This is a genomic window from Plantactinospora soyae, from assembly GCF_014874095.1.
Lineage (GTDB): Bacteria > Actinomycetota > Actinomycetes > Mycobacteriales > Micromonosporaceae > Plantactinospora > Plantactinospora soyae.
Map to the genome: position 1 here is coordinate 4,065,504 of NZ_JADBEB010000001.1, position 19,183 is coordinate 4,084,686.

A 19,183-nucleotide genomic window follows, 5' to 3' on the forward strand; every position below is an offset into this window, starting at 1 on the left:
TGTTCGCACCCGTACCGGTCTCTGCACGGCTGTCCAGTGTGTTCACCGGGCCGCCACCGCCCGGCGCCGCTCGACTCGGTCGAGCAGCATGCCCAGCGGCACGGTCATCACGAGGTAGCCGATCGAGACCCCGATGAAGACCGGGATGATCGGCTCGCCGAGCGCGCTGGTGAGGTTGATCCCCGAGTTGGAGAGATCGCCGACGACCCCGAAGAAGCCGGCGAGCGCCGAGTTCTTGATCATCGCGATGATCACCGAGCCGAGCGGTACGATCGCGGATTTCCAGGCCTGCGGCAGCACGACGTACCGGAGGTTCTGCCCGAAGGTCAGCCCGATGGCGCGGGCCGCCTCGGCCTGGCCCGGCGACACCGCGTTGATTCCGCTGCGGATCGCCTCGCAGACGAACGCGGCGGTGTAGAGGGCCAGCGCGATCACGGCGAACCGGAAGTACGGCAGGTCGATGCTGAGTCGGGAGAAGACGCTGGACAGCCCCGGGACGCGGAGGAAGTCGGCGTTGGAGCCGAGCGCAGGCAACCCGAACGCGGCGAAGAACATCACGATGGTCAGCGGACTGTTCCGGAACACCGTCACGTACGCCGTACCGATCCAGCGCAGCGGCGGGATCGGCGAGATCCGCATGACCGCGACCAGGGTGCCCACCACCAGCGCCCCGATCGCGGAAAGGATGCAGAGCTGGAAGGTGAGCCAGAACCCGCCAACGAAGACGTCGAGGTGGTCGACGAGCACACTCACGGGTACGCCTCTCTCATGGTCACCTTCCAGCTCCTACCTGATCAGTTTCTCGGTGCCGTCACCCGTCAGTACCGGTTGACGGCGGGACCCTGCGGGACGGTCGAGTCGAACTTGCCGGCGGTGTCCTGCCACGCCTTGGCGTACCGGCCGTCGGTGTAGATCTTCTCCAGGGTGGCGTTGACGAACTCGCGGAACGCGGTGTCGCCCTTCTTGACCCCGATCCCGTACGGCTCCTCGGTGAACTTCTCACCGGTGAGCTTGAACTTGCCCTCGCTCTTGGCCACGTAGCCGAGCAGGATGACGTTGTCCGTGGTGACCGCGTCGACCTGCTTGTTGGTCAGCGCGTCCACGCACTTCTGGTAGCCGTCGAAGAGCACGAGCTGGGCGCCGGGGCTGGCCGGGTTGGCCAGGTACTTCTTGATGTTGTCGCCCGGGGTCGAGCCCTGGACGGAGCAGACCTTCTTGTCGCCCGCCTTGAACGAGTCCGGCCCGGTGATCGAGCTGTCGTCGGAGCGGACCATGATGTGCTGCCCGGCGATGTAGTACGGACCGGCGAAGTCGATCCGCTCCTTGCGCTTGTCGTTGATGGTGTAGGTCGCCACCACGATGTCGGCCTTGCCCTGCTCCAGGACCTCTTCCCGGACCGCCGACGGCGCCTCGATGTATTCGACCTTGTCCGCGGCGATGCCCAGCTCGTCGGCGATGATCTTCCCGATCTCGACGTCGAAGCCGGCGGGCTTGTTGTCCAGACCCTTCAGGCCGAAGCCCGGCTGGTCGAACTTTGTGCCGACGATGATCTTCTGTGCCTTGTTGAGCCGCTCCATCGTGCTGCCGGCCTCGAAGGTCTTGCTGCCGCTGCCGGTGTCGTCGCCGTCTCCGCCGTCGCCGCCGCAGGCGGCTACGGTGAGGGCCAGAGCCGCGACCGCGGCCACCGCCGCCACTCGCGTGATGCGCATTTTTCCTCCTTCGACGGAGCGGCCCAGACCCGGGGGCGTGTCCGCTCCACTGTGGATGTAACTAGTGGGTCAGGATCTTGGACAGGAAGTCCTTGGCTCGCTCACTACGGGGGTTGGCGAAGAACTCGTCCGGTGCGGCGTCCTCGACAAGCTGGCCGTCGGCCATGAAGATGACCCGGTTGGCGGCGTGCCGGGCGAAACCCATCTCGTGGGTCACCACGACCATCGTCATGCCGTCACGGGCAAGTGAGGTCATCACGTCCAGCACCTCGCCGACCATCTCCGGGTCGAGCGCGCTGGTGGGTTCGTCGAAGAGCATGGCCTTGGGCTGCATGGCCAGGGCACGGGCGATCGCCGCCCGCTGCTGCTGGCCGCCGGAGAGCTGGGCCGGATACTTGTCGGCCTGGTTCGCGATACCGACCCGCTCCAGCAGCTTCATCGCCCGCTCGCGGGCGGAAGCGGCCTTCTCCTTGCGGACCTTGATCGGGCCGAGGGTGACGTTCTCGAGGATCGTCTTGTGGGCGAAGAGGTTGAACGACTGGAAGACCATGCCGACCTCGCTGCGCAGCCGGGCCAGGGCCTTGCCCTCGGCCGGCAACGGCTGGTCGTCGAAGATGATCGTCCCGGAGTTGATCGGTTCCAACCGGTTGATCGCCCGGCAGAGCGTCGACTTGCCGGAGCCGGACGGACCGATCACCACGACGACCTCGCCACGGGCAACCGAGAGGTCGACGTCCTGCAACACGTGCAGCGGGCCGAACCACTTGTTGACCCCGTCCAGCCTGATGAGCGGTTGGTCGGTCGTACCACTCACTTCGCCCGCCTCGCTCCGCTCGGTCATTCCCCCACCTGTCTTATCCACGATCTGTCGCACCGGATTCCGCTGAATCGGTGACGCAACTCTAGGGGACCTGACGTGCTGGAACGCAATCGAGTTCATCACGGGGCGATAACAGCGGCAGCAAAGATCGGCACTGTCCGTTAAGGTCGGCGACCCTCAGTAACCATCGATCGGATGCCCGACGTCGGAAGGGGGCATCGGCACCGCGCCGGGATGCTCTCGGCCGTACGGGATGGCGGAGGCGTACGGGAATCGAACCCGCCCAACCGAGCTACTCGGTCGCATCGGTTTTGAAGACCGTGAGGACCACCAGGCACCTGCCCGCCTCCCTGGCCAGCAGCGATGTTCCGTCCCTGATGGTAGGGCGTGCCCCATCCGGAAGATCGGCCGGGGCGCCCGGCTCCCACCGGTCGCCCCCCCCTCGTCCTCGGTGACCCGCCGGCACCTCTCGACCGGCTCTCCCGCCGGGTGCGGCCGAGGAGCGGGGTGGGGAGCCGGGCGGTGGTAACTGCTCCAGGTCGGACCGGGGCGGTGTCGGAACTGTCCGGTGCCTGACCCCACCGGCCCGTTCGGGCCACGCTCGGTGAGCGTGTCGGGCGCGCTGCGCCGGTAGAGGGGCACCCTCCGACTACAATAGGTAGTCAAGGGTCGTCTATTTCGGCGGATATGGTCACAGACCGGTAACTTAGCCGCGCTCGACCCGATGTGCCCGGCACCATCGTGGGTGAGGCCGTACCACCCGAGGACCGGGCGGCGGCCCCGACCGGAACCTCCGGCCGAACCCAGGCATTCGACCACGACGGAGCGCAGCGAGGAGGCGGCAATGATCGAGCTGTGGAACTGGAGGACCGAGGGGCGCGTCGCCGCCAGGGAGATCCGCCTCGCGGTCGCCGGCGCGCTCGACGTACCGGTGCTGCCGCTCGGCGGGGTCGATCCGGCCCGGCTGCCGCACGGCGCCCTGCTCGTCGACGTCTGGCACCGGCCGGGCGACTATCCCACCTCCGTCGACTGCTACGGGGTGCCGGCCGGGCTACCGGAGGTGACCGCCATCGCGGCGTTCGCCCGCCGGCTGGGCCGGGGCTGCCTGCTGGCCGACGACACCCTCGACGCCGGACGGCACCTGCTGGTCTCGGCGAACGGCACGATGCGCCCGGTGCACCTCGACGTGCGGGACACCGAGGACGGGGAGATCCTCTCCAACCAACGGCTCTGTACGGTGCTCAGTCCCCGCTGCCGGGGCTGGTCGCCGTGCCATCAGTCGCGCTGGGTCCCGGATTCGATCATTCCGGCGCTCGCCGCCGCCTGACCGCTGCCCCGGACCACGAGCTGGTCGAGCAGGGTCCGGGTCGCGTCGGTCACCGCGGCCACCGCCGCTTCGAACGCCGGGGCGTTGTGCGCCGCCGGGGCACGGAAACCGGAGATCTTCCGGACGTACTGCAGCGCGGCGGCCTCGATGTCCGCCTCGGTGACGATCTCGGCGTACGGCTGGCGAAGCGTCTTGATACTCCGACACATGGCGTTCCTCCTTCTCCGGGTGCCGGATGGCCGTCCCACGGGACCGGGCCGCCCGACCGCTACGGATACTCTGTCACTGTCATGACTACCGCAGCCCTCGGCAGCCCGCGTACCTATCAGGTGCGCACCTATGGCTGCCAGATGAACGTGCACGACTCCGAGCGGATCTCCGGACTGCTGGAGCAGGCCGGCTACGTCCGGGCGGCCGGGTCCGACGATCCGGACGTCGTGGTCTTCAACACCTGCGCCGTACGCGAGAACGCGGACAACCGGCTCTACGGCAATCTCGGTCATCTGCGCCCGGTGAAGGACAAGCACCCCGGGATGCAGATCGCGGTCGGTGGCTGCCTGGCCCAGAAGGACCGGGGAGAGATCGTCCGCCGGGCACCCTGGGTCGACGTGGTCTTCGGCACCCACAACATCGGCTCGCTGCCGGTGCTGCTGGACCGGGCCCGGCACAACGCGGCCGCCGAGGTGGAGATCCTGGAGTCGCTGGAGGTCTTCCCGTCCACCCTGCCGACCCGGCGCGAGTCGACCTACGCCGGCTGGGTGTCGATCTCGGTGGGCTGCAACAACACCTGCACGTTCTGCATCGTTCCGGCGCTGCGCGGCAAGGAGAAGGACCGGCGACCCGGCGACATCCTGGCCGAGGTACGGGCACTGGTCGCCGAGGGTGTGCTCGAGGTCACCCTGCTCGGCCAGAACGTGAACTCGTACGGGGTGGAGTTCGGTGACCGGCTCGCCTTCGGCAAGCTGCTCCGGGCCACCGGCGAGATCGACGGGCTGGAACGGGTCCGCTTCACCAGCCCGCATCCCAAGGACTTCACCGACGACGTGATCGCCGCGATGGCCGAGACGCCGAACGTCTGCCACTCGCTGCACATGCCGTTGCAGTCCGGCTCGGACGACGTGCTGCGGGCGATGCGCCGGTCGTACCGGTCCGACCGCTACCTGGGGATCATCTCCAAGGTCCGGGCGGCGATGCCGGACGCGGCGATCACCACGGACATCATCGTCGGCTTCCCGGGCGAGACCGAGGCCGACTTCGTCCGCACCCTGGACGTGGTCCGGGAGGCCCGGTTCGCCTCGGCGTTCACCTTCCAGTACTCCAAGCGCCCCGGCACCCCGGCCGCCTCCATGCCCGACCAGCTGCCCAAGCAGGTGGTGCAGGAGCGGTACGAGCGACTGCTCGCGGCGGTCGAGGAGATCACCTGGGCGGAGAACCGGAAGCTCGTCGGCACCCCGGTCGAGGTACTGGTCGCGGTCGGCGAGGGCCGCAAGGACGAGCGCACCGGACGCCTCTCCGGCCGGGCCCGGGACGGCCGGCTGGTGCACTTCGCCGCCGGCTCCTACGCCGGACAGATCCGGCCGGGCGACATCGTGCACACGACCATCGACTACGCGGCACCGCACCATCTCAACGCCGACGGCGAGCCGCTCGCCCACCGCCGTACCCGGGCCGGGGACGCCGCCGAGGCCGGCCGGGCACCCCGTACCGGTGGGGTGTCGCTGGGCCTGCCGACGGTCGGCGTCCCACCCGCGCTGCCCGAGCCGGCGGCGGCCTGCGACCGCTGAGGATGTAAGGAAGGGCCCCTTCTTATCGTTTTCTGTAGAAGAAGGGGCCCTTCCTAACCCTGCTAGAGGCCGATGCGGCCGGTGCCGGCGCCGCCGGTCACGATGGACTTCACGTTGCTGGCGGTGTCGAGCTGGTACGAGTACGGAATACCGGCGACGCTGCCGCCGGTCTGCCCACTGCCGGAGTTCACGAAGTGGTTGTTCCGGGCCACCAGGCTGCCCGGCCCCGAGTCGCCCTCACCGAGGTGGTACGGGTCGTCGGTGTTCTCGAAGTAGTTGCCCTCGACGAGCACACCGGCGTTCTCGGTCGAGGCGACGCCGTAGCCGCTGACGTTGTTGTAGTAGTTGTTGTAGACGTGCACCGGGTTGCCGAACCGGACCCGGGGGTGCCGCTGGCCCGACCCGTCGAACCAGTTGTGGTGGTAGCTGACCCGCAGGTGGCCGTTGTCCTGGCTGGCGTTGTCGTCGCTGTGCCCGAGCAGCATCGACTTGTCGTGGCCGTACACCCGGTTCCAGGAGATGGTCACGAAGTCGGAGGCCCGCTTGACGTCCACCGCGCCGTCGTAGCCGTCGGTGAAGCTGTTGTGGTCGATCCAGATGTTGGTCGCCGACTCCTGGACGTTGATCGCGTCGTCGTCCCAGCCCCGGAAGTTGATGTTGCGGATGATGACGTTGCGGTCGCCGTTGATGTTGAGACCGCAGCCGGAGATGGTGGCGTTCGAGCCGACGCCGAGGATGGTCTTGTTGGACCGGACCCGGAGCATGCCGGAGCAGGAGATGGTGCCGGAGACCCGGATCACCGCCGCGCTGCTGGAGCCGACCGCGGTGGTCAGCGCCGAGGCGCTGGTCACGGTCGTCGAGGCCGCGCTACCGCCACCGGAGGTGCCGCCGTTCTGGGTGGCCCAGCCGACGAGGCCGGTCTGCGGCGGGACCGTCGGGCCGGTCGGCGGGGGAGTGGTGGGGCCGGGTGTGGTCGGCCGGGGCGTGGTCGGATTCGGGCCCGGCGTGGTGGGCGCGGTACCGCCGGTACAGGTCACGTCGTTCACGCTGAAGCTGGTGGGCGCCGGGTTGCTGGAGGTCCAGGTGCCGTTGAACCCGAACGAGGCGGTGCCGTTCGTGCCGACGTTGCCGTTGTAGCCGACATTGGTGGCCGTGACCTGGCTGCCGCTCTGCGACACGGTTGAGTTCCAGGCCTGGGTCACCTGCTGCCCGGCCGAGTACGACCAGCGCAGGGTCCAGCCGTTCAGTGGATCGCCGAGGTTGGTGATGGTGACGTTGGCACCGAATCCGCCCTGCCACTGCGAGGCGACCGAGTAGCTGACCGAACAGCCGACCGCGGCGTGCGCGGAGACCGCGGTGACGACCCCGGCTCCGGCGAGCGCGGCAGTGGTGGCGGCAGTGGTGAGGATCAGCGCCGTCCGGCGCCGTCGTACGAGCATCGTGCTCTCCTTGTCGTCCGGATGCGACGCACGTTCGGCCGATCGGGTCCGGGACCGTGCCCAGCGGTTCCGGTGACCGGCTGCTCCGCGCCGCGGATCCAAGCCGTGTTCGAGACGATGGCTCCCGCGCTTGCTGTCTGCCCACAGGCAAGCGCTTTCCAGAAATGAAATCACGGTTCTCAATGCTTGTAAACGGCTGGTGGTCGCCCGGTCCCGACCGTCAGCCCACCGTCAGTCCGGTTCCGGCCGTCAGCCCGGTTCCGGCCGTACCCGTCAGCAGTGGACGGTCACGGCCGGGTCGCCGGCGGGCTGAACCGGGGCGGGACGACCGTCGCTCAGCTCGCCTGCTCGGCGAGCTCCAGGAACCGCCGCTTGGCGGTCAGGGCCTGCTCCGCCTCGCGGATCCGCTTGGCGTCACCGGCGGTCTTGGCCCGCTCAAGTCGCTGCTCGGCCTCGGCGACCTGGTCACGCATCTGGGTGAGCAGCGGGTTGGCCGACGGCTCGGTCCGGCGCCACGCCGAGTCCATGGCCTGGCGGACCTTGTCGTCCACCGCGCGCAGCCGCCGGTCCAGGCTGGCGGCCGCCTCGCGAGGCACCCGGCCGGCCTCGTGCCACTGGCCCTGGATCTCCCGGAGCTTCGCCTGCGCGCCACGCGGGTCACCCTCGACGTCCAGCGCCTCGGCCTCGGTGATCAGGGCCTGCTTGCGGTCCAGGTTGCCGCGCTGCTCCGCGTCCCGGGCCGAGAAGACCTCGCTGCGCCGGGAGAAGAAGGCGTCCTGGGCGCCACGGAACCGCTCCCAGAGCCGCTCCTCGGCCTCCTTCGAGGCACGCGGCGCGGCCTTCCACTGTGTCATCAGCTCCCGGAGCCGGTTGGCGGTCGCCGCCCAGTCCGTCGAGTCGGCCAGCGACTCGGCCTCGACGACCAGCTCCTCCTTGGCGCCCTGGGCCTGCTTGCGCTGGGCGTCCAGGGTGGCGAAGTGCGCGCCCCGGCGACGGGTGAAGCCGTCCCGGGCGGCGGCGAACCGCTTCCACAGCTCGCCGTCGGTCTTCTTGTCGACGCCGCGAATGGTCTTCCACTCGTCGAGGATCTCCTTGAGCCGGTCGCCAGCGGTCTTCCAACCGGTCGACTCGGCGGCCAACTTCTCCGCCTCCTCGACCAGCGAGGTCTTCCGGGTCACCGCCTCGGCCCGGGCGGTCTCCCGGGCGGCCCGCGCCTCGCCCGCCTTGCCCTCCGCCAGCGTGGTCAACCGCTCCAGCCGGGTCGCGAGCGCGTCGAGGTCACCGACCACATGCGCCTCGGCCAGCGAGGCGCGCAACCGGCGAATGGTCGCGAGCGAGCCGGACGGATCGGCGGCCCCGGAGTTGAGCCGGGCCTCGGTCAGATCGACCTCGGTGACCAGATCGGCGAAACGGCGGGCGAAGTGAGCCAGGCCCTCTTCCGGTGCTCCGGCCTGCCAGGAACCGACCACGCGCTCGCCCTCGGCCGTCTTGACGTAGACGTTGCCGTCCGCATCCACCCGTCCAAAGGCAGTCCAGTCACTCATGAGCCCATCCTCGTTCTCCCGGCGCTACCGGGGTTGGGGGTCCCCGGCGGTCGCCGCCACGGCGCAGCGAAGTTTCTCCCGGCATTGTCACAGGTCCAACCCCGTCCGCGTCGAGCGCCTATCGTCGACCGTGACCATACGGTGTCCTAGAGCGCACGCGGATCGCCTGGCTTGCGGGTGTACAGTCCGCTGCCCGCTACGGTGGACGCGTGCCACTGGTCGCCGCAGCCATCTGCCCGAATCCCCCGATGATCGTCCCCGAGGTCGCCGGTGCGGCGGCCGATGAACTGGATGATCTCCGTACCGCGTGTGCCGAGGCGATCGGCCGGCTGCTGGCGACGGAGCCGGACACCGTACTCGTCCTGGGCCCGGGGGCCCGGACCGTCCGGTACGGCGAGGCCGACCATGGCAGCCTGCGGCCGTACGGGCTGGACCGCACGGTGGCACTGGGTCCGGCCGGCGACCCGGCCGGCCGACCGGACCTTCCGCTCAGCCTGCTGGTCGGCGCCTGGCTGCTGCACCGGGCCGGTGCGCCAGGACGACGCGGCGGGCAGAGCATCGCGCCGGACGCCTCGGTGGACGAATGCCGGCGGATCGGCGGCGACCTCGTCGAGGGACCGGACGACCGGGTCGCGCTGCTGGTGATGGGCGACGGCTCGGCCTGCCGGGGCGAGAGGTCACCGGGGTACGACGATCCGGACGCCGAACCGTACGACGACGCGGTCGCCGCGGCCCTCGGCAAAGCCGACGGTGCGGCCCTGCTCGGGCTGGATCCGGAGTTGTCGGCGCGGTTGCGGGTCGCCGGCCGGACGCCGTGGCAGGCGCTGGCCGGTGCGGTGGACCGGACCGGACTGTCCTGGCAGGGCGACCTCTCGTACTACGCGGCGCCGTACGGGGTCAGCTACTTCGTCGCGAACTGGATGCCGGTCGGGTCGGACCGGGTGCCCGCGTGACCGGCCGGAGCGACGGACCCGCTCCGGGGCGGAGTGGGGACGCCACCCCCGCCCGGGGCAGGGTGGTCGCGATCGTCGGTCCCACCGCCGCCGGCAAGTCGGGGCTGAGCATCGAGTTGGCGCAGGCCCTCGGCGGCGAGGTGGTCAACGCGGACTCGATGCAGCTCTACCGGGGCATGGACATCGGCACCGCCAAACTGACCCTGGCGGAGCGGGCCGGGGTGCCGCACCACCTGCTGGACATCTGGCCGGTGACCGAGCCGGCGAGCGTGGCGGCGTACCAGGCGCTGGCCCGGGCGGCGGTGGACGACATCCTGGCCCGGGGCCGGGTACCGCTGCTGGTCGGCGGTTCCGGGCTCTACGTACGGGCCGTACTCGACGAGTTCGCGTTCCCCGGCACCGATCCCGACGTACGGGCGCGGCTGGAAGGGGAACTGGCCGAGGTGGGTACGGCCCCGCTGTACGCCCGGTTGCGGGGCGCCGACCCGACGGCGGCGGCGAACATCCTGCCCAGCAACGGGCGGCGGATCGTCCGGGCCCTCGAGGTGATCGAGCTGACCGGGGCGCCGTTCACCGCGTCGCTGCCCCGGCCCACCCCCTGGTACGACGCCGTCCAGCTCGGCGTCGACCTGGCGACCACCACGTTGGACGAGCGGATCGCGGTACGGGTGGACCGGATGTGGGCCGCCGGACTCGTCGCGGAGACCCGGTCCCTGGTCGGCCAGGGGCTTCCCACCGGTCGTACGGCCAGTCGGGCGCTCGGCTACCAGCAGGTGCTGCGGCTGCTCGACGGCGAGTTGTCGGAGCCCGAGGCGCGGGCCGACACGATCGGGGCGACCCGCCGGTTCGTGCGCCGGCAGCGGTCCTGGTTCCGGCGGGACGCCCGGATCAACTGGTTGGACGCGGATCGGGACGATCTTCTCGGTACGGCACTCGCGGCGCTGAACCGTACGGACTGAGGATCCGGGTCCGGGAACGGACGAACCAGGCGGGCCCGGCGCGGCTGGAGGGCGGCCGGGGGAGCCGGCCGTGGTTCGGGGATGATGGACGGGTGCAGTTCAGCAAAGGCCACGGCACCGGCAACGACTTCGTGCTCCTGCCCGACCCCGACGGTCAACTCGACCTGACCCCGTCGATCGTCGCCGCGCTCTGCGACCGACGGCGCGGGATCGGCGCCGACGGCGTACTGCGGGTGGTCCGGGCGGCGAAGCATCCCGAGGCGGTCGCGTACGCCGGTGCGGCCGAGTGGTTCATGGACTACTGGAACGCGGACGGCTCGCTCGCCGAGATGTGTGGCAACGGCACCCGGGTCTTCACCCGGTATCTCATCTCCACCGGGCTGGCGGCTCCGGTCGGCGGCACCCTGCCGATCGTCACCCGGTCCGGAGTGGTCCGGGCCGAGGTGGGGAGCGCGGAGATCGGCGTCGACCTGGGGGCGCCCCGGATCGGGGGCGGCGGCGTGGCGACGCTCGGCGGGCTCACCCTGGCCGGTACGGCGGTGGACTGCGGCAACCCGCACCTGGTCTGCGTACTGCCGGCCAGCATCGACCTGGCGGGCCTGGACCTCGCCCGGTCACCGGGGTTCGATTCGGCGCTCTTCCCCGACGGCGTCAACGTCGAGTTCGTGTCCTCCGCGCCACCGGTGGCCGGCGCCGACCTGCATGTGCTGATGCGGGTCTACGAACGTGGTTCGGCGGAGACGCTGTCCTGCGGCTCCGGGGCCTGTGCGGTGGCGGCGGTGGCGCTGCGCGACGCCGGCCGGACCGCCGGGGTGGTGGCTGTCGACGTTCCCGGCGGCCGGCTGACGCTGACGCTGGACGAGCAGAGTTGCTGGCTCGCCGGCCCCGCCGTCCTGGTCGCGCACGGCGAGATCGACCTGGCGGCACTGACCGCCTGACAAGCGTTAGGAAGGGCCCCTTCTTATACAGAAAACGATAAGAAGGGGCCCTTCCTTACACCTCAGCTCGACAGTGGGCTGGCCGGTGCGGCGGCCTCGGCGGCGATCTCCGGCAGGTCGGCCGGGCCCGGGTCGGCGGCCGGCGGGGGAGTCGGGGCGTGTGCGGCGGCCCGGACCGCGGCCGCGACCGCCGGGGCCACCCGGGGGTCGAAGACGCTCGGCACGATCACCGTCGGGTTCAGCTTCTCGGCGCCGACCGCGTCCGCGATGGCCCGGGCGGCGGCGATCGCCATCTCCTCGGTGAACTCCTCGGCGTGCGCGTCGAGCATGCCCCGGAAGACACCGGGGAAGGCGAGCACGTTGTTGATCTGGTTCGGCTGGTCCGACCGACCGGTGGCGACCACGGCAGCGTGCTTGCGCGCCTCGCGCGGGTCCACCTCCGGATCCGGGTTGGCCAGCGCGAAGACGATCGAGTCCGGCGCCATGGCGGCGATGTCGTCACCGCTGAGCAGGTTGGGGGCGCTCACCCCGATGAAGACGTCCGCGCCGCGCAGCGCCGCCGGCAGGTCGCCGGAGAAGCCCTCCGCGTTGGTGTTCTCGGCCAGCCACTGCCAGGCGGGGTTGAGATCGGGCAGCCCACGGTGCAGGGCGCCCTGGCGGTCGTACGCGATGATGTCGCCGACGCCCTGACGGAGCAGCAGTTTCATGATCGCCGTACCGGCGGCGCCCGCCCCGGAGACGACCACCCGGACGTCCGCGAGCTTCTTGCCCACGACGCGCAGCGCGTTGGTGAGCGCGGCCAGGACCACGATCGCGGTGCCGTGCTGGTCGTCGTGGAAGACCGGAATGTCCAGCAGTTCGCGCAGCCGGTTCTCGATCTCGAAGCAGCGCGGCGCGGCGATGTCCTCCAGGTTGATCCCGCCGTACCCGGGGGCGATCGCCCGGACGATGGCGACGATCTCGTCCGGGTCCTGGGTGTCCAGCACCACCGGCCAGGCGTCCACCCCGCCAAAGCGCTTGAAGAGCGCGGCCTTGCCCTCCATCACCGGAAGCGCCGCCGCCGGGCCGATGTTGCCCAGGCCCAGTACCGCTGAGCCGTCGGTGACCACCGCCACCGTGTTCCGCTTGATGGTCAGTCGCCGCGCGTCGGCCGGGTTCTCCGCGATCGCGAGACAGACCCGGGCCACCCCGGGGGTGTACGCGCGGGACAGCTCGTCCCGGTTCCGCAGGGACACCTTCGGGGACACCTCGATCTTGCCGCCGAGGTGGAGCAGGAAGGTCCGGTCGGACACCTTCCGGACGTCCACCCCGTCCAGCGCGGTCAACGCCTCCACGACCTGGTCCGCGTGGGTCGCGTCCGCGGTGTCACAGGTCAGGTCGACGATCACCGTGGTGGGATCGGAGTCGACCACGTCGAGCGCGGTGACGATGGCGCCGGCCTCGCCGACGCAGGTGGTGAGTCGGCCGATGGCCGAGGCGTCCGCCGTCACGCTGATCCGGATGGTGATCGAGAATCCGGCACTCGGCAGTCGCGTGATCGCCACGTGGTCCTCCGTCGTCGTCCTGCGGCCTCGCTGCCGCCGTCAGCATTCTGACCCGTGGCCCGGGTCAGCCATCGCCCGGGCCGGCGTAGGCCGCCACCGGGCGACCCGGACCACCCTAGGCCGACCGGGAAGTGCCGCTGACGCCAGCCCTGAGCTGGGGCGTACTCCGCCCGCCGGACCGCCGGGGTACGCGGGCGGGATATAGCGGGTGCGTCGGGGGGACGGGCGTGTCACGATTGATTGTCACCACAGCACACAGTGGCACCAATGGGCGCAAAGGGTAACCAGGCCCTCTCCGGTGCCATCGTGTGCCCGGAATCCTCGGTGGCCGCAGGGCGTTGCATACAGATGCCCACGGTGTTCCGGGCGGATGCCCGTACCGGCGGCGAGGATCGCGCGACAACGACGGAGATCAGGAGAAACGCTTGCGAGACCAGGAAAGCTTCGTTCGGCTGGCGGATGAGGACCTCGACGCCATCGTCATCGGCGGCGATGTCACCAGTGGCGATGTCACCAGCGGCGAGATGGAACTGGAGGACCGGCAGGCGCTCCGCCGGGTCGCGGGGCTGTCGACCGAGCTGGCGGACGTCACCGAGGTCGAGTACCGGCAGCTCCGGCTGGAACGTGTGGTTCTGGTCGGCGTCTGGACGGACGGCAGCGTGACCGACGCGGAGAACTCCCTGACCGAGCTCGCGGCGCTGGCCGAGACGGCCGGCTCGCAGGTGCTCGAAGGGCTGATCCAGCGTCGTAGCCGGCCCGACCCGGCCACCTACATCGGTCGCGGCAAGGTCGACGACCTCGGTTCCATGGTCCTCTCCTCCGGCGCCGACACGGTGATCTGCGACGGTGAGCTGTCCCCTTCCCAGCTACGCAACCTGGAGCAGCGCACCAAGGTCAAGGTCGTCGACCGGACGGCTCTGATCCTGGACATCTTCGCCCAGCACGCGAAGAGCAAGGAGGGCAAGGCCCAGGTCGAGCTGGCCCAGCTCGAATACCTGCTGCCCCGGCTGCGGGGTTGGGGTGAGAGCCTGTCCCGGCAGGCCGGCGGTAGCGGCCGGGGCGGCGGCGCGGGCGGCGGCGTCGGGCTGCGTGGCCCGGGTGAGACCAAGCTGGAGACCGACCGGCGTCGGATCCGGATCCGGATCTCCCGGCTGCGTCGCGAGATCAAGAACATGCGGACCGCGCGGTACACCAAGCGGGCCCGTCGGACCCGCAGCGGCGTACCGGGCGTGGCCATCGCCGGCTACACCAACGCGGGCAAGTCCAGCCTGCTCAACCGGCTCACCAACGCGGGTGTGCTGGTGGAGGACTCGCTCTTCGCCACCCTGGACCCGACGACCCGCCGGGCGTACGCCGCCGACGGTCGGGTCTACACCCTCTCCGACACCGTCGGGTTCGTCCGGCACCTGCCGCACCAGATCATCGAGGCGTTCCGCTCCACGCTGGAGGAGGTGGCCGACGCCGACCTCGTGCTGCACGTGGTGGATGGCGCGCACCCCGACCCGGAGGAGCAGGTGCGGGCGGTTCGGGAGGTGCTGGCCGAGGTCGGCGCCGACAAGCTGCCCGAGTTGCTGGTGGTCAACAAGGCCGACGCGGCGGACGAGGAGACCCTGCTCCGGCTCAAGCGGGAGTGGCCGGAGGCGATCTTCGTTTCGGCCCGTACCGGCCGGGGTATCGACGACGCGCGGGCGGCCATCGAGGCCCGGCTGCCCCGGCCGGCGGTCGAGGTGCGGGCGGTCCTGCCGTACGACCGGGGCGATCTTGTCGCCCGGGTGCACCGGCAGGGCGAGGTGCTCGGCACGGCACACCTGCCGGAGGGGACGAAACTGCACGTAAGGGTGGACGAGGCGCTCGCCGCGGAGTTGGCGCCGTACCAGGAGGTAGCGGGATGACCCGTCCCAGCGGTGCCCGATAACATCAGGTTGATCACGTCGCCTCCCCGGTTAACGGCGGCAGCATGCGACACTGGGCGGATGCGGCGAGTCCTCTCTACCGTGCTGGTTGCCTCCGGCGTGCTCGGGTCGAGCCTTGGCCTGGTCGGGCTTAGCCTCGGCTTCGGAGCTGACGCGGCCTCCGCCGCTGCCGGCAAGAAGGTCTGCACGATTGCCGACGAGCGGATGACCGAGCTCTCGGGCCTGGTCGCCACCTCGGGCGGTTACGTGGCGGTCAACGACGGCAGCGAGGATCCCGACCGCGAGCGGGTCTTCGTGCTGGACAGCAAATGCAAGATCAAAAAGGCGGTCCAGTACGCCAGCAGCCCGCGCGACCCGGAGGATCTCGCGATCTCCCCGGACGGCAGAACGGTTTGGATCGCCGACATCGGCGACAACGGCACGGAGCGCCGACCCAACGTCGTGCTCTGGAGCATGCCGGTCGCCGGCACGTCCAAGCCGGCACTGCACCGGCTGACCTTCCCCGGAAACAAGCGTCACGACGCCGAGGCCCTGTTGATCGGGGCCGACGGCGTGCCGTTGATCATCACCAAGACGACCGGCAAGGCGGAGATCTTCCGGCCGGCCGCGGCACTGGAGAAGGGCAGCTCCGAAGGGGTGGCGCTGGCCAAGGCCGGCGAGATCACCCTGCCCAAGTCGACCACCGCCAACCGGTTCGGTCCGGCCGGTCGGCTGACCATCACCGGAGCGGCCCGCTCGCCGGACGGTACCCGGATCGCGCTGCGCACCTACGCGGACGCGTTCGAGTGGGACGTCAAGGACAACGACATCGTCAAGACGCTGACCAGCGGTACGCCCCGGATGACTGCGCTGGCGGACCCGTTCGGCGAGGCGATCGCGTACACCCCCGACGGCAAGACCTTCCTGACCGTCTCCGACGTCGACTCGATCGACGAGGAGACGGACGTGACGATCCTGAGCTACGTCCCGGCGAAGGTCGTGGCGGCGGCAGCGGCTGACGGGGAAGCGGGCGGAACGAAGAAGGCCGGGGGGTCGTGGACCGACTCGCTGACCCTGGACGACATCACCTATCTCATCGCCGCGGTCGGCGTCATCGGTGCCGTACTCGTGGGTCTCGGGATCTTCGGGATCGTGCGGGCCCGACGTCGCCCCCGGGAGGACGGGCTGGGTGCCGCCGGTCCGGACGGTGACGACAACGATCCGCGGGCCGGCCGGGGAGCCGCGCCCGGCGACGACCAGGACGCCCGCCGATCGGGGTACGACGACGGTGACGGGTCGAACTGGGGACCACCCCAGTCTGGCGGGTACGGCGACGGCTACCGCAGCGACCGACCCGCCGACGACTACGAGCCGGCCGGACGGGGCAGGCCCGCCGGTGGCGGCGTCTACGGCGGCAAGCCGGCCGGCGGCGGCGGGGTCTACGGCGGTCAGCCCTCCGGCGGTGGCGCTGGCGCTGGCGGTGGCGGCGTCTACGGCGGCGGTCGTCCTTCCGGGCGTCCCGCCGGACGTCCTTCCGGTGGTGGCGGTGGCGTGTACGGCGGAACTCCGGCCGCCGGTGGACCGCCCCAGGGCGGGCGACCTGGTCCGATTCCGGCCGGGCGACCCCGGGCCGGCGGCGGTGGAGGTGGCGGTGGCGGCGTCTACGGCGGTCAGCCGTCCGGTGGCCACGGCGGTGGCCGGGGTGGCCGCCCCGGACCGGACGAGCAGCAGCAGCGGGGTGGGCAGCGTGGTGGCCCGCCGCGGAACGGCCAGGGTCCCGGACCGCGCGGCGGCCAGTACGGTCAGCCCCGGCAACGGTCCGGTGGGCATCCCGACGACTACGACTACCGCTGACCAGCGACTACCAACCACCGCTCGGCACCTACGAGTGCCGCTGACCCAGCGATTCCGAGCACCGCTGGCCGGTTGTCGCGACCACCGGGCACCGTTGCTGTCGGCTGCTGACCGGGTGCCCGGGTGAGCCGAACCGTCCCACCCGGTCCGTACGCGGCTGGGCAATGAAGACGCCAGCGCCCCGGCCTCCGGTGATGCCGGGGCGTGGCACTGGCGCCGAAGGTGCGGAGAAAGGCGTCAGATCCGGCGGAGTACCGCCACGACCCGGCCCATGATGGTGGCGTCGTCCCCGGGGATCGGGTCGAAGGCGGAGTTCTGCGGCATCAGCCAGACGTGCCCGTCGCGGCGCCGGTAGGTCTTCACCGTCGCCTCACCGTCGAGCATCGCCGCGACGATCTCCCCCGCGTTCGCCGTCGGCTGCTGGCGTACGACCACCCAGTCGCCGTCACAGATCGCCGCGTCGAGCATCGAGTCGCCCTTGACCTGGAGCATGAAGACGTCGCCCTCGCCGACCAGTTCGCGGGGCAGCGGGAAGATGTCCTCGACGGCCTGCTCGGCGAGGATGGGGCCACCGGCGGCGATCTGACCGAGCAGCGGCACGTACGCCGGGGTGGGGCGCTGGGCACGGGCGGTCTCGTCGTCGATCATCTCGCTGGGCGGCCGCACGTCCACCGCGCGCGGGCGGTTGGGGTCGCGCCGCAGGAACCCCTTCCGCTCCAGCTCCTTGAGCTGGTAGGCGACGCTGGACGGGGAGACCAGTCCGACCGCCTCACCGATCTCGCGGACGCTCGGCGGGTAGCCGTACCGCTCCACCCAGTCCCGGATGAACTCCAGGATGCGCCGTTGCCGGGCGGTCAGGTCCGCGGTCACCAGGTCCGGGAACGCGCTCACCACCGGGGTCACGGCCCGCAGGGCGGGCGCGCCGTCCCGAGCCCGCGGCCCGGCCGTGCGTCGGCTGGCCCGGGTGCCTGGTACGCCGCTCTTCTGGGGCTTCTGCCGGCTCGTCCGGTCGTCGGTCGACACGTCGTCCTCCTGGTGGCGGTGGGGTGCCTTGGCGGCTCGTGGTGCGTCGTGGGGTCGGCGCCGGAACTCCGCCTCGGCGAATCCGGTGTCGATGTTCACGACCGTATAGGTGAGATCACACAGTTTCAAACATCTGTTCGACATCGGCGCGGCGTGTCGCCCCTGGAGGCTCGACTTCGAACAACTGTTCTGGTAGACCATCGTACGTCTGTTCGTTAGAACTGGTGTTCGATCTTGGAGGTCGCGATGGGTGCGGCGGGGGTGTCGAGGGCTTCCGGAGGTGGCCGGCTGCGGCTGACTCGGCGGGGTCGACTGGTGGTGACGATTCTTCTGCTGCTGCTCGTGGCCGGGCTGGCGGCGGTCCTGGCGCCGGCGTCCCGGGCCGCCGATCCGCCGGGGCCGGTGCCGACCGCCGTGGTGCGCCCGGGGGACACCCTCTGGTCGGTGGTCGAGCGGCACCGACCCGGCTCGCAGCCGTTCGCCGTGATCGATGAGATCCGTCGGTTGAACGGCCTGGAGGACTACACGGTGCACGCCGGGCAGCGGCTGATCCTGCCTACGGAACGGTAACCGCCCGCCCGGTCACGCGGTTGAAGATTGCGGGCTGCGCCAGTTGAAGATTGCGGGCTGCGCCACGCCCCGTGAACTTGACCTCGGCCCGTCGGCGACATACGGTCGACCCCTAGATGTAGTAGTGACAAGGGTGTAAGTCGCCTAGAAGTTGGGGTTCAACTACCCGCAGCTCTCAGGTTCACCGACACCGCGGGAGCCACCCGGCGTGGCGGGCCCGCGGCCGGTGGCTGCCCGGTGGGCGAGACGCGCGGTGGTCGCGACGGCGGAAGGAGGTCGGTGATGCGGTGTCCGTACTGCCGGCACGCCGACTCCCGGGTGGTCGACTCGCGGGAGGCCGACGACGGCCAGTTGATCCGCCGTCGACGGTCCTGCCCGGAATGCGGCAAGCGGTTCACCACGGTCGAGGAGGCCGTGCTGGCGGTGGTCAAGCGCAGCGGGGTCACCGAGCCGTTCAGCCGGATCAAGATCATAGGCGGGGTACGCAAGGCGTGTCAGGGCCGCCCGGTGGATGACGACGCGATCGCGCTGCTGGCGCAGCGGGTCGAGGAGACCGTCCGGGCCAAGGGCGCCGCCGAGCTGCCGAGCCACGACGTGGGGCTCGCCATCCTGGGGCCGCTACGGGAGTTGGACGAGGTGGCCTACCTCCGCTTCGCCAGCGTGTACCGCTCGTTCGAGTCGCTGGACGACTTCGAGCGGGAGATCGAGACGCTGCGCGCGGCGGCAATGGCCCGGAGCCAGTCGGGGGACGGCATCGGGGTCGTCGGGCCGGCCGGCGCTCCGACCGGTTAGTTCTTTCAGTTTTCGAATCAGCGACGGACGCACGA

Annotated in this window: 17 protein-coding genes and 1 tRNA gene; 9 read left to right on the forward strand and 9 right to left on the reverse strand. The window is 70.7% G+C overall.

What is annotated here, in order from left to right; all coding sequences use genetic code 11:
- Positions 1–42: 42 nt before the first annotated feature.
- The 4 genes from H4W31_RS18155 to H4W31_RS18170 all read right to left on the reverse strand — a co-directional run bounded on the left by H4W31_RS18155 (position 43) and on the right by H4W31_RS18170 (position 2,879).
- Complete coding sequence (locus tag H4W31_RS18155; protein WP_192767750.1) at positions 43–753, reverse strand: amino acid ABC transporter permease; 711 nt, start codon at positions 751–753, stop codon at positions 43–45.
- Between the two features lie 65 nt (positions 754–818).
- Positions 819–1,709 carry a glutamate ABC transporter substrate-binding protein gene (locus tag H4W31_RS18160; protein ID WP_192767751.1) on the reverse strand — a complete coding sequence of 297 codons (891 nt, stop codon included), beginning with the start codon at positions 1,707–1,709 and terminating at the stop codon, positions 819–821.
- A 61-nt stretch (positions 1,710–1,770) separates the two neighbouring features.
- A complete protein-coding gene (locus H4W31_RS18165; RefSeq protein WP_192767752.1) occupies positions 1,771–2,550 on the reverse strand; it encodes an amino acid ABC transporter ATP-binding protein in 780 nt (259 codons plus the stop codon).
- A gap of 233 nt (positions 2,551–2,783) precedes the next feature.
- Positions 2,784–2,879: transfer RNA gene (locus tag H4W31_RS18170), tRNA-Sec, on the reverse strand.
- Positions 2,880–3,373: 494 nt separating this feature from the next.
- Here H4W31_RS18170 and H4W31_RS18175 point away from each other — a divergent pair.
- Positions 3,374–3,856, forward strand: a complete 483-nt coding sequence (locus tag H4W31_RS18175) for a hypothetical protein (RefSeq protein ID WP_192767753.1) — start codon at positions 3,374–3,376, stop codon at positions 3,854–3,856.
- Here the strand turns inward: H4W31_RS18175 and H4W31_RS18180 are convergent.
- On the reverse strand, positions 3,805–4,065 hold the full coding sequence (locus tag H4W31_RS18180; protein ID WP_192767754.1) for a DUF2277 family protein: 261 nt from the start codon (positions 4,063–4,065) through the stop codon (positions 3,805–3,807). The two genes, H4W31_RS18175 and H4W31_RS18180, sit on opposite strands and share 52 nt — an antisense overlap.
- Before the next feature lie 81 nt (positions 4,066–4,146).
- On the opposite strand from H4W31_RS18180, the gene miaB reads away from it, so the two are divergent.
- Positions 4,147–5,640 carry a tRNA (N6-isopentenyl adenosine(37)-C2)-methylthiotransferase MiaB gene (gene miaB, locus H4W31_RS18185; RefSeq protein ID WP_192767755.1) on the forward strand — a complete coding sequence of 498 codons (1,494 nt, stop codon included), beginning with the start codon at positions 4,147–4,149 and terminating at the stop codon, positions 5,638–5,640.
- A 62-nt stretch (positions 5,641–5,702) separates the two neighbouring features.
- Here miaB and H4W31_RS18190 read toward each other — a convergent pair whose 3' ends face one another.
- Positions 5,703–7,079, reverse strand: coding sequence for a pectate lyase family protein (locus H4W31_RS18190; RefSeq protein WP_192767756.1), 1,377 nt, complete (start codon positions 7,077–7,079; stop codon positions 5,703–5,705).
- Between the two features lie 335 nt (positions 7,080–7,414).
- Entirely contained in the window at positions 7,415–8,623 is a 1,209-nt protein-coding gene (locus tag H4W31_RS18195; protein WP_192767757.1) for a DUF349 domain-containing protein, read from the reverse strand.
- Between the two features lie 248 nt (positions 8,624–8,871).
- On the opposite strand from H4W31_RS18195, the gene H4W31_RS18200 reads away from it, so the two are divergent.
- The 3 genes from H4W31_RS18200 to dapF all read left to right on the forward strand — a co-directional run bounded on the left by H4W31_RS18200 (position 8,872) and on the right by dapF (position 11,473).
- Entirely contained in the window at positions 8,872–9,576 is a 705-nt protein-coding gene (locus H4W31_RS18200) for a class III extradiol dioxygenase subunit B-like domain-containing protein (RefSeq protein ID WP_192772194.1), read from the forward strand.
- Positions 9,573–10,535, forward strand: a complete 963-nt coding sequence (gene miaA, locus H4W31_RS18205; RefSeq protein WP_318783252.1) for a tRNA (adenosine(37)-N6)-dimethylallyltransferase MiaA — start codon at positions 9,573–9,575, stop codon at positions 10,533–10,535. Before H4W31_RS18200 ends, miaA begins: the two co-directional genes overlap by 4 nt.
- Positions 10,536–10,627: 92 nt before the next feature.
- Complete coding sequence (dapF, locus tag H4W31_RS18210) at positions 10,628–11,473, forward strand: diaminopimelate epimerase (protein ID WP_192767758.1); 846 nt, start codon at positions 10,628–10,630, stop codon at positions 11,471–11,473.
- A 62-nt stretch (positions 11,474–11,535) separates the two neighbouring features.
- Here dapF and H4W31_RS18215 read toward each other — a convergent pair whose 3' ends face one another.
- Entirely contained in the window at positions 11,536–13,017 is a 1,482-nt protein-coding gene (locus tag H4W31_RS18215) for an NAD-dependent malic enzyme (RefSeq protein WP_192767759.1), read from the reverse strand.
- A 425-nt stretch (positions 13,018–13,442) separates the two neighbouring features.
- On the opposite strand from H4W31_RS18215, the gene hflX reads away from it, so the two are divergent.
- Positions 13,443–14,909 carry a GTPase HflX gene (gene hflX, locus H4W31_RS18220; protein ID WP_192767760.1) on the forward strand — a complete coding sequence of 489 codons (1,467 nt, stop codon included), beginning with the start codon at positions 13,443–13,445 and terminating at the stop codon, positions 14,907–14,909.
- Positions 14,910–14,990: 81 nt separating this feature from the next.
- On the forward strand, positions 14,991–16,763 hold the full coding sequence (locus H4W31_RS18225) for a WD40 repeat domain-containing protein (protein WP_192772827.1): 1,773 nt from the start codon (positions 14,991–14,993) through the stop codon (positions 16,761–16,763).
- A gap of 237 nt (positions 16,764–17,000) precedes the next feature.
- Here the strand turns inward: H4W31_RS18225 and lexA are convergent, their stop codons facing one another.
- On the reverse strand, positions 17,001–17,786 hold the full coding sequence (lexA, locus tag H4W31_RS18230; RefSeq protein ID WP_318783745.1) for a transcriptional repressor LexA: 786 nt from the start codon (positions 17,784–17,786) through the stop codon (positions 17,001–17,003).
- A gap of 315 nt (positions 17,787–18,101) precedes the next feature.
- On the opposite strand from lexA, the gene H4W31_RS18235 reads away from it, so the two are divergent.
- Both H4W31_RS18235 and nrdR read left to right on the forward strand, forming a co-directional pair.
- On the forward strand, positions 18,102–18,356 hold the full coding sequence (locus H4W31_RS18235) for a LysM peptidoglycan-binding domain-containing protein (RefSeq protein WP_318783253.1): 255 nt from the start codon (positions 18,102–18,104) through the stop codon (positions 18,354–18,356).
- A 282-nt stretch (positions 18,357–18,638) separates the two neighbouring features.
- Entirely contained in the window at positions 18,639–19,148 is a 510-nt protein-coding gene (nrdR, locus tag H4W31_RS18240; RefSeq protein WP_192767762.1) for a transcriptional regulator NrdR, read from the forward strand.
- The last annotated feature ends 35 nt before the right edge of the window (positions 19,149–19,183 follow it).

Coding starts and splice junctions, on each gene's coding strand:
- miaB (WP_192767755.1), top strand. CDS start 4,147: ATGACTACCGCAGCCCTCGGCAGCCCGCGTACCTATCAGGTGCGCACC.
- H4W31_RS18200 (WP_192772194.1), top strand. CDS start 8,872: ATGATCGTCCCCGAGGTCGCCGGTGCGGCGGCCGATGAACTGGATGAT.
- nrdR (WP_192767762.1), top strand. CDS start 18,639: ATGCGGTGTCCGTACTGCCGGCACGCCGACTCCCGGGTGGTCGACTCG.
- H4W31_RS18160 (WP_192767751.1), bottom strand. CDS start 1,709: ATGCGCATCACGCGAGTGGCGGCGGTGGCCGCGGTCGCGGCTCTGGCC.
- H4W31_RS18180 (WP_192767754.1), bottom strand. CDS start 4,065: ATGTGTCGGAGTATCAAGACGCTTCGCCAGCCGTACGCCGAGATCGTC.
- H4W31_RS18225 (WP_192772827.1), top strand. CDS start 14,991: ATGCGGCGAGTCCTCTCTACCGTGCTGGTTGCCTCCGGCGTGCTCGGG.
- H4W31_RS18190 (WP_192767756.1), bottom strand. CDS start 7,079: ATGCTCGTACGACGGCGCCGGACGGCGCTGATCCTCACCACTGCCGCC.
- H4W31_RS18165 (WP_192767752.1), bottom strand. CDS start 2,550: ATGACCGAGCGGAGCGAGGCGGGCGAAGTGAGTGGTACGACCGACCAA.
- H4W31_RS18195 (WP_192767757.1), bottom strand. CDS start 8,623: ATGAGTGACTGGACTGCCTTTGGACGGGTGGATGCGGACGGCAACGTC.
- H4W31_RS18175 (WP_192767753.1), top strand. CDS start 3,374: ATGATCGAGCTGTGGAACTGGAGGACCGAGGGGCGCGTCGCCGCCAGG.